We start from the raw sequence: 8,872 nt of genomic DNA on the forward strand, positions 1-8,872 counted from the left end.
AAGGATCGCCGCCGCCAGTATCATCACCGATAGGTGCTGAGCCTTAGCCGGCCTTGGCCGGCTCCGCGCCCTGGCTGGCGAGCGCCGGCCGCGAGAGCGGGAAGAACTTATCGGCCATGGCGGGCATGGCTTCCGACAGGATCGTATCGACGCTCCAGCCCGATTCCTTGGTCTCGGTCGCGATCGGACGGGGCTGGCTGTAGAGGGTGATCGTCTCGCCCGAAGCGCCGAAGATCTGGCCCGAGATGTGGGCCGCGGCCGGGGTCACCAGGGCCACCGACAGGCGGGCCGGCTGATCGGCGCGGATCTTCTCGGCCATCACCGCGCGGCGGGCAGCGGCGGCTTCGTCCTTCACCGGGACCGACTGGGTCATGCGGGTCCAGGCGACGGGCGCCAGGCAGTTGGAACGGACGTTGTTGCGGGCGCCTTCCATGGCGATGATCCGCGACAGACCAGCGATCCCCATCTTGGCCGCGCCGTAATTGGCTTGGCCGATGTTGCCCAGCAGCCCCGAGGTCGAGGTGAAGAACATGTAGGAGCCGTCGTTCTGTTCACGGAACAGCTCGATGGTCGCACGGGCCACGTTGAACGAGCCGCGCATGTGGACGGCGATGACGGAGTCCCATTCGGCTTCGGTCATCTTGTGGAACATCACGTCACGCAGGATGCCGGCGGGATTGATCACGGCGTGCAGGCCGCCGAATTCCTTCTTGGCCTGTTCGACCATGCCGTAGACGGCGTCGAGGTCGGTGACGCTGTCCGAGTTGGAGACCGCTTCGCCGCCAGCGGCGCGGATTTCCTGAGCGACCGATTCAGCCGGACCGGCCGAGCCTTCGTCGCCGCCGCCCAGACCGCCGCCCAGATCGTTGACCACGACCTTCGCGCCTTCTTGTGCGGCGATCAGCGCGCAATCACGGCCAATGCCGTTGCCGCCGCCGGTAACCAATACAACCTTGCCTGAAAGAGCGCCCATGTTTCTATCTCCCTAAAAGAATACCGTGTTTGTTATTCGAGCCGGTCGGCCTTGCGCAAGGCGGGAAAGAGTTTGGCCCACGTGCCGGTGACGATCAACGCGCCGACGCCGCCGAAGATCGCCGCGCCGACGGGGCCGAAGAACCTCGCCACCACACCGCTCTCGAACTCGCCTAGTTCGTTAGAGGCGCCGATGAACAACGATGAGACCGCCGCCACCCGCCCACGCATGTGGTCGGGGGTGACGATCTGGATCAGGGTCTGGCGGACATAGACGCTGAGCATGTCGGCCCCGCCTAGCACCGCCAGGGCGAAGACCGACAGCGGCAGGGATTTCGACAGGCCGAATACGATGGTGGCGGCGCCGAACACCGCCACGCCGGCGAACATGATCAGGCCCGCATGCCTGCGGATCGGGTAGCTCGCCAGCACCACGGCCACCAGGGTCGCGCCGATCGCCGGCCCCGCGCGGAGCAGGCCAAAGCCCTCGGGTCCGACATGCAGCACGTCGCGGGCGAAGACCGGGAGCAGGGCTGTGGCCCCGCCCAGCAGCACGGCGAACATGTCGAGCGAGATGGCGCCGAACACGATCTTGTTGGTCCAGGTGTAGACCAGCCCCTCCTTGATCAGCGCCCAGCGCGACCCGACCTGGACCACCGGCTTGGCGTTGCCCTTGATCAGGAACACGCAGATCGCCGCCAGCACGTAGAGGCAGGTGGTGACGCTGTAGGCGAGGCCGGTGGAGTGGGTCAGCAGCAGGCCGCCGATGGCCGGCCCGATGATCGACCCGCCCTGCCAGGCCAGCGAGTTCCAGGCGATGGCGCGCGGCAACAGGCTCTTGGGCACCAGCATCGGGCCAAGCGCTGTCGAGGAGGGACCCATGAAGGCGCGGCTGGCCCCGAACAGCATCGACAGCACCAGCAGCAGCGGGATGGAAGCGAAGTGGAAGATGGCGGCGGCGGCGAGGATGATCGCGGTGGTGATCTCGCCCGCGTAGCAGATCAGCAGCACCTTGCGCCGGTCGTGCCGGTCGGCGGTCTCGCCCGCGAACGGGGACAGCAGCAGCACCGGGATGAAGGCCGCCAGCCCGATCATGCCGACGTAGAAGGCCGACTGCTTGACGTCCATGGTCTCGCGGGCCACGGCGTACATCTGCCAGCCGAGCGTGACGCTCTGGATCTGCACGCCGAGCGTCGCGGCGACGCGCGCCGTCCAGAATTTCACATAGTCGGTGTGCTTGAGAAGCTCGCGGATCGAGACGGGCTGGTCGGGCTCTTCGGCGGTGGCGTCTGTCATCGGAACTCTGAAATGAGGGCGGGGCAACTTGACGCGCCGCTTCCCGGCCCGCAACGCGCGATTGACGCGGCGCTGTCATGGCCTTATCGCCGCGCACTCTTACGTGAACGAACGGGACGACGTCCATGCGACGCCAGCGACGAACCGAGCGCGCCAGCCGCGCCAACTGAGCCTCCGTCCCGCAGCGCTTCACGCGCGGCGACGGACCCTTTAGTCCACGTCGTTCGTAAAGCCGCACATGATCGTTCCCGCCGAACAGGCCCTCGCCTTCACCCAAGAACAACCCCAGGACGCCGGCGCCATCGAGGCGCTGCTCGACCACGCCTTCGGACCTGGCCGTTTCACCAAGGTCTCCGAGCGCGTGCGGGAGTTCGCCGAGTTTCGTCCCGAGATGTCGTTCTGCGCCTGGGATGGCGGACGGCTGGTCGGCTCGGTCCGCATGTGGGCGATCTATGTCGGCGGACAGCCCGCGATGTTCCTGGGGCCGTTGGCGGTGCTGGCTGAGGCGCGCAAGTTTGGGACCGGCGGCGACCTGGTGCAGCGCGCCAGCGCCGCGGCTCAAGCGGCTGGCTATCCGGTGGTGTTGGTCGGCGACGAACCCTATTTCGGCCGGTTCGGCTATTCCGTCGCCGCGGCCAAGGACGTGCGGTTGCCCGGCCCGGTCGATCAACGCCGGGTCCTGGTGCTCGGCGCGAGCGATCTTACGGGCCTTGTCACCGCCTGATCGGGCCTCAAGGCGACGCTTGACCCTGCGTCGCCATTGAGGCGAGGCGTCCGGGGCCTTACCTTGTCCGTCATGGGAGACATCACAGCACGACCCGGCCTCGAAGGCGTTATCGCCGCGGCCAAGGCGCAGGCCCCCGGACGCGGCTTGCCGCCCGTGCATCTGTGGAATCCGGCCCATTGCGGCGAGATCGACATCGTCATCCGCAAGGACGGCCTGTGGTTCCACGAAGGCTCGCCGATCGGCCGTGAAGCCCTGGTGCGGCTGTTTTCAACGGTGTTGCGCAAGGATCCTGACGGCTTCCACCTGGTGACGCCGGTCGAGAAGATGAAGATCACCGTCGAGGACGCGCCCTTCATCGCCACCCGCGTGGACCGCGAGGGCGAGGCGCTGAAGTTCCTGACCAATGTCGGCGACGAGGTCGAGGCGGGACCCGACAACGAAATTCGAATCGAAATGGACGCGGCCACCGGCGAGCCACGCCCCTATCTGCATGTCCGGCGCGGGCTCGACGCCCTGATCGCCCGCCCGGTCTTCTACGAACTGGTGGAGATGGCGCAGGAGCGCGACACCGCCGAAGGGCCGCGCCTGGGCGTTGAGTCGAACGGCGCCTGGTTCCCGGTCGGCCCTGCGGGGGCGCACCGCCTGTGAGCCCAACCGCGCCGGCTGGCGAACTGCGCGCCTGGATCGAGCATCATCTGGATCCGCTGGAGGAGGGGCGCTCGTCCGCCGTGACCTCCGACTTCGACCTCGGCTCCAACGCCTTTCCAAATGAGCCGGTGGAGCTGATGCCGGCCGCCGTGCTGGTCGGCCTGATCGAGCGCGAGCATGGCTATTCGGTGCTGCTCACCCGCCGGGCCGATACCTTGCGCCGTCACACAGGCCAGATCGCCCTGCCGGGCGGCCGCTGCGATCCTGGCGAGACCATCTGGCAGACGGCCTTGCGTGAGGCGCACGAGGAGGTGGGGCTCGCGCCCGACTATGTGTCGCTGGCCGGGCTCTCCTCACCTTACCGCACGGGGACCGGGTTTTTGGTCACTCCGGTGGTGGGGTTCATCCAGCCGGGCTTTGCGCTGCAAGCCAATCCGGCCGAGGTGGCCGACATCTTCGAGACGCCGTTCGGCTTCCTCATGGATCCAGCCAATCACGAACAGCATGAGCGCCAGGCGCCGACAGGCGAGACTCGCCGGTTTTACGCCATGACCCATGAGGACCGGTTCATCTGGGGCGCGACGGCCGGAATGCTGCGCGCGCTCTATGATCGCCTCTACGGGGCGGCGGTCGCCTAGGATGCTCATATTCCGCCTCTTGTTGATCGCAGTCCCGTTTATCGCCTGGTTCATCTGGCGCGAGGTCGCCCGGCGCACCGGGCGGCCGATGGGAGCCACGCCCTGGGTCTGGCTGGTGGCCGCCGCCGGCCTGCTGTTCGGGCTCTCGTTGATGGCGAGCGCGTTGTTCCATGACGACAATCGCGAGGACACCTATGTCCCCGCGGAGGTGACTTCGGGCGGTCGCGTGACGCCCGGCCATTTTGAAAAGAAGGCGCCCTCGAAGTGACGCACAGCATTGGCCAAAAGCCCTGGATGAAGACCGCCGCCCCGGTGTTCGACGCGCTGGAGGCCAAGGGCGGTCCCGGCTGCGCCCGGTTCGTCGGAGGCTGCGTGCGCAACGCGCTCATCGGTCAGCCGGTGGGCGACCTGGACATCGCCACCATCCTGACGCCTGATCAGGTGACGCAAGCCTTGGTCGCGGCGGGCTTGAAGGCGGTGCCGACCGGGATCGACCACGGGACCATCACGGCGGTGGCGGGCGGACAGCCCTTTGAGATCACCACCTTGCGCCGCGACGTCGCCACCGATGGCCGGCGGGCGGTGGTGGCCTTCACCCAGGATTGGAGCGAGGACGCCCAGCGTCGCGATTTCAACCTGAACGCCGTCTATTGCGACCGCGAGGGCAATCTGTTCGACCCCACCGGCCAGGGCGTGGCCGATGCGCAGGCCGGCCGAATCGTCTTCGTCGGCGACGCCGCGACGCGGATCGAGGAAGACTCGCTGCGGATACTGCGGTTCTTCCGGTTCCTGGCCTGGTACGGCAAGGGCGAGCCGGACGCCGCGGCGGTGGCCGCCTGCACCGCTGGTAAGGGGCTGCTGAAGAACCTCGCGGCCGAGCGGGTGGCCAAGGAGCTGCTGAAGCTGCTGGCCGCCTATGACCCGCGTCCAGCGCTCGCCCTGATGGCCCAGACCGGGGTGCTAGCTGAGTTGCTGCCGGCGGCTCAGGACCTGAGCGCCTTCAATGCGATGATCGAGTTCGAGGTCGATCAACTGTTCACCAACGACCCGGTCCTGCGGCTGGCGACCCTGGTCCCCAATGACCAGATCGGCGCCGGCAAGGCGGCCGAGGCGCTGCGGCTCTCCAACGACCAGAAGGAGCGGCTGATCCAGGCGATGGGCAAGACGCCGCGCATCACCTCCTGGATGAGCCCACGCGAAAGCCGCCGCGCGGTCTATCAGATCGGCGTCGGGACCTTCTCGGACCGGATCAAGCTGGCCTGGGCCAACGCCGGCCGAACCGGCGCGACCCACCAGTGGCGGGGCCTGCTGGCCCTGGCCGAGAGCTGGACCCCGCCGCCGTTCCCCCTCACCGGCCAGGACGTGATCAATTCCGGCGTGCCGAAGGGGCCGATGGTCGGCCTGGTCCTGCGCGAGGTCGAGGACTGGTGGATCGACCACGACTTCATCGACGACAAATTCTCGGCGATCGAGAAGCTGAAGGCCGTGGCCCAGGGCATGGCCTATTGAGCATGGGGCAGGGCCGTATGAAACTCGGCATCCTCGAGACCGGCGAGCCGCCGGCGGGCGTCAAGGAGCGGTTCGGCGACTATCCTTCGATGTTCCGGCGGCTGTTCGGGGAGGCCGCCTATGACTACGCCACCTTCGACGTCGCGGGCGGGGCGCTGCCGGGCGCGGTCGACGCCTGCGAGGCTTATGTGGTCACCGGCTCCTCTGCGGGGGTCTATGACCCGCTGCCCTGGATCGAGCCGCTGAAGGACTTCCTGCGCGGCGCGAAGGGGCAGGTTCCGCTGGTCGGCGTTTGTTTTGGTCACCAGGTCATGGCCGAGGCGTTCGGCGGCAAGGTGATCGCCTCGCCCAAGGGCTGGGGCGTTGGTCTGCATCGCTACCGCATAGACGAGGCCAGGGCGTGGATGGACGCGCCTGAACCGATCGCCGTACCCGCCTCGCACCAGGACCAGGTGGTCGAACTGCCGCCCGGCGCGCGCGTGATCGGCGGCAGCGATTTCTGCTCGATGGGAATGCTGGACTATGGCCCGGCGCGTGCGATCTCGTTGCAACTCCATCCGGAGTTCGAGCCGGCCTACGCCAGGGCGCTGATCGAGAACCGGCGAGGCAGCCGCTACACGGACGAGCAGGCCGACAAGGCCGTCATGAGCTACGAGCAGCCCGATGACCGCCTAAGGGTTGGCGCCTGGCTCCAGCGGTTCTTGGAAAGCGCCTAGAGGGCGGCGCCGCCTACTTACGCCCAGCTCACCATCGGCGGCATGGATGATAGGATCGTGTCGATATTGCCGCCGGCCTTGAGGCCGAACATCGTGCCGCGGTCGTAGAGCAGGTTGAACTCAACATAGCGGCCGCGGCGCAGGAGCTGCTCTCGGCGGTCCTGTTCTGTCCAGGGCTCGCTCATCCGGTGGCGCACGATCTTGGGATAGACGTCGAGGAACGCCTCGCCAACGGCGCGGGTGAAGGCGAAGTCCTTTTCGAAATCTCCGGAGTCGTGGCGGTCGTAGAAAATACCGCCGACGCCGCGCGTCTCGTTCCGATGCGGCAGGAAGAAATACTCGTCGCACCAGGCGCGATATTTCTCATGCCAATCAGGATCATAGGCATCGCACGCGGCCTTCATCGCCGCATGAAACAGCACGGCGTCGTCAGCCTCCTGGCTGCGCTGTTCGTCGACCATCGGCGTCAGGTCGGCGCCGCCCCCGAACCAGCTCACGGCGGTCGAGAGGAAGCGGGTGTTCATGTGCACGGTCGGCACGCGCGGCGAGCGCGGGTGGACGATCAGGCTGATGCTGGCCGAGACATAGGACGGGTCCTGGTCCGCGCCGGGCATCTGGGCCGCCATCTCCGGCGAGAACCGGCTGGTCGCCGCGGAGGTGTGCACTGCGGCCTTTTCGAACAGCCGGCCCGTGAAGTGGCCGCCAATACCGCCGCCGACCCCGGTTTCACGGGTCCACGGGCGCATGTCGAAGCGGCCAGCCGGTTCCGGATAGAGGTCGGCGGGCGCCTCGTCCTCAAGCTGCTCCAGCGCCGCGATGATGCGCAGCTGCAGGGCCTCGAACCATTCCTTGGTGCGCGCGCGGCGCGCTTCGATCTCGGGCGGTAGGGTCGTCATGTCGGTGGCTTAGGAAATTGCCCGGTCTGGCGCAACGCCTCGGAGAGCCCAATCGCCGCAGAAACCGTCACGTTCAGCGAGCGCCGGCCCGCGGTCAGCGGAATGAACACCCGCTCGTCAGAGGCCTCATGAACCTCTTCGGGGACGCCAACGCTCTCTCGGCCGAACAGCAATATGTCGTCCGGGCGGAAACTGAAGTCGTGCAAAGGGCTCGCGGCCTTGGTGCTGAACAATACAATTCGTCCTTGGCGTCCGGCGTGAAATTCGGCCCATCCGGGGTGCCGCGTAACGTCGGCCGGTTCGCCGTAATCCATTGCTGCGCGCCGGATAGCCTTGTCTGAGAGGGGGAATCCACAGGGCTCGATGACGTGCACGGAGACCCCCATACAGGCCCCGAGACGAAGAGCCGCGCCAAGGTTTTGCGGAATGTCCGGTTGAAAAAGCGCGAGCAGCATTCTAAGCGGTCCAGCCACGGGATGAGGCCGGGGCGTGGGGCGAATCGCGGAAGGTGGGTTGCGAACAGCAATCCGCAACTCTTCCGAGGGTTTCGTCGCTGCTCCAGCGTTGTCGTTCCGATGGCCTTATCAGAACGTCTGGCAGGGTCGAAGGCGGGATCGCTCCGATTTTCGGTGCGGTCCGAAGGGTCGCGGTCCTTGCGGCCCCAAACGAAGGGTAGCTTTAAGGTGGCCGACACCGTCGTGGGCGCAAATCCCGATACGCATGCCGCGGGCGACGACCCGAACCGGCGTGATTTTATTCATATCGCAGCGGCCGTCGCGGCCGGTGGCGCCGTCGCGAGTCTCGCCTGGCCGTTCATCGATCAGATGAACCCAGCCGGCGATACGCTGGCGCTCGCCTCGGTCGAGTTCGATCTGACCAAGGTCGAACTGGGCCAGCAGGTTGTGATCAAGTGGCGCGGTAAGCCGCTGTTCATCCGTAAGCGCACGGGCGCCGAGATCGCCGCGGCGATCAAGGACGACCATGCCGATCTGCGCGACCCGCAGACCGATGAAGAGCGTCACAAGCCGGGCAAGGCCGAGTGGCTGGTCGTCATCGGCACCTGCACGCACCTGGGCTGCGTGCCCACGTTCGGCGGCGGTGATTTCGGCGGCTGGTTCTGCCCGTGCCACGGTTCGCACTATGACACCTCGGGCCGTATCCGTAAGGGACCGGCTCCGAAGAACCTCGCGGTGCCCGACTACGCCTTCCTTTCCGACACCAAGGTCAAGGTGGGCTAAGACCGATGAGCGGACATTCGAACTACGAACCCAAGACCGGCATCGAGCGTTGGCTCGACGTCCGTCTGCCTGTCGTGCGCCTCGCGTATGACAGCATCATTGATTTCCCGACCCCGAAGAACCTGAACTACTGGTGGACCTTCGGCGGCATCCTGGCGGTCTGCCTCGGCATTCAGCTGGTCACCGGTATCGTGCTGGCCATGCACTATGTGCCGCACGTCGACCACGCCTT

General features: G+C 66.8%; 11 protein-coding genes and 1 pseudogene. 8 read left to right on the forward strand and 4 right to left on the reverse strand.

Annotation, left to right across the window (positions count from 1 at the left end):
• Positions 1–43: 43 nt before the first annotated feature.
• Together Q7T84_RS14770 and Q7T84_RS14775 are read right to left on the reverse strand one after the other, a co-directional pair.
• Positions 44–973 (reverse strand): SDR family NAD(P)-dependent oxidoreductase, encoded by a 930-nt coding sequence (locus Q7T84_RS14770; protein ID WP_304810285.1) that lies wholly within the window; start codon positions 971–973, stop codon positions 44–46.
• A 32-nt stretch (positions 974–1,005) separates the two neighbouring features.
• Positions 1,006–2,268, reverse strand: coding sequence for an MFS transporter (locus Q7T84_RS14775; protein WP_304810287.1), 1,263 nt, complete (start codon positions 2,266–2,268; stop codon positions 1,006–1,008).
• A gap of 238 nt (positions 2,269–2,506) precedes the next feature.
• Here Q7T84_RS14775 and Q7T84_RS14780 point away from each other — a divergent pair, with 238 nt between their 5' ends.
• The 6 genes from Q7T84_RS14780 to Q7T84_RS14805 all read left to right on the forward strand — a co-directional run bounded on the left by Q7T84_RS14780 (position 2,507) and on the right by Q7T84_RS14805 (position 6,506).
• The gene (locus Q7T84_RS14780; RefSeq protein WP_304810289.1) at positions 2,507–2,992 is read left to right on the forward strand and encodes a GNAT family N-acetyltransferase; all 486 of its coding nucleotides are present in this window, start codon (positions 2,507–2,509) and stop codon (positions 2,990–2,992) included.
• A 72-nt stretch (positions 2,993–3,064) separates the two neighbouring features.
• Entirely contained in the window at positions 3,065–3,643 is a 579-nt protein-coding gene (locus tag Q7T84_RS14785; protein WP_304810309.1) for a DUF1285 domain-containing protein, read from the forward strand.
• Positions 3,640–4,281 carry a CoA pyrophosphatase gene (locus Q7T84_RS14790; RefSeq protein ID WP_304810291.1) on the forward strand — a complete coding sequence of 214 codons (642 nt, stop codon included), beginning with the start codon at positions 3,640–3,642 and terminating at the stop codon, positions 4,279–4,281. The genes Q7T84_RS14785 and Q7T84_RS14790 overlap by 4 nt, the downstream gene beginning before the upstream one ends.
• 1 nt (position 4,282) lies before the next feature.
• Entirely contained in the window at positions 4,283–4,549 is a 267-nt protein-coding gene (locus Q7T84_RS14795) for a hypothetical protein (RefSeq protein ID WP_304810293.1), read from the forward strand.
• A gap of 26 nt (positions 4,550–4,575) precedes the next feature.
• Positions 4,576–5,790, forward strand: a complete 1,215-nt coding sequence (locus Q7T84_RS14800) for a CCA tRNA nucleotidyltransferase (RefSeq protein ID WP_304810295.1) — start codon at positions 4,576–4,578, stop codon at positions 5,788–5,790.
• A 17-nt stretch (positions 5,791–5,807) separates the two neighbouring features.
• Entirely contained in the window at positions 5,808–6,506 is a 699-nt protein-coding gene (locus tag Q7T84_RS14805; protein ID WP_304810300.1) for a type 1 glutamine amidotransferase, read from the forward strand.
• A 17-nt stretch (positions 6,507–6,523) separates the two neighbouring features.
• Here Q7T84_RS14805 and hemF read toward each other — a convergent pair whose 3' ends face one another.
• On the reverse strand, positions 6,524–7,402 hold the full coding sequence (gene hemF / locus Q7T84_RS14810; RefSeq protein WP_304810303.1) for an oxygen-dependent coproporphyrinogen oxidase: 879 nt from the start codon (positions 7,400–7,402) through the stop codon (positions 6,524–6,526).
• Positions 7,399–7,857: a tRNA (cytidine(34)-2'-O)-methyltransferase gene (locus Q7T84_RS14815; protein ID WP_304810305.1), complete on the reverse strand. Its 459-nt coding sequence runs from the start codon at positions 7,855–7,857 to the stop codon at positions 7,399–7,401. Before Q7T84_RS14815 ends, hemF begins: the two co-directional genes overlap by 4 nt.
• Before the next feature lie 228 nt (positions 7,858–8,085).
• Between Q7T84_RS14815 and petA the strand changes: the two genes are divergently transcribed.
• Positions 8,086–8,640 (forward strand): ubiquinol-cytochrome c reductase iron-sulfur subunit, encoded by a 555-nt coding sequence (gene petA, locus Q7T84_RS14820; RefSeq protein WP_304810307.1) that lies wholly within the window; start codon positions 8,086–8,088, stop codon positions 8,638–8,640.
• A 5-nt stretch (positions 8,641–8,645) separates the two neighbouring features.
• Positions 8,646–8,872, forward strand: a pseudogene (locus Q7T84_RS14825) (cytochrome b/b6); the annotation flags it as partial.

Origin of the sequence: Phenylobacterium sp. (assembly GCF_030654915.1) — a bacterium.
Classification (GTDB): domain Bacteria; phylum Pseudomonadota; class Alphaproteobacteria; order Caulobacterales; family Caulobacteraceae; genus Phenylobacterium.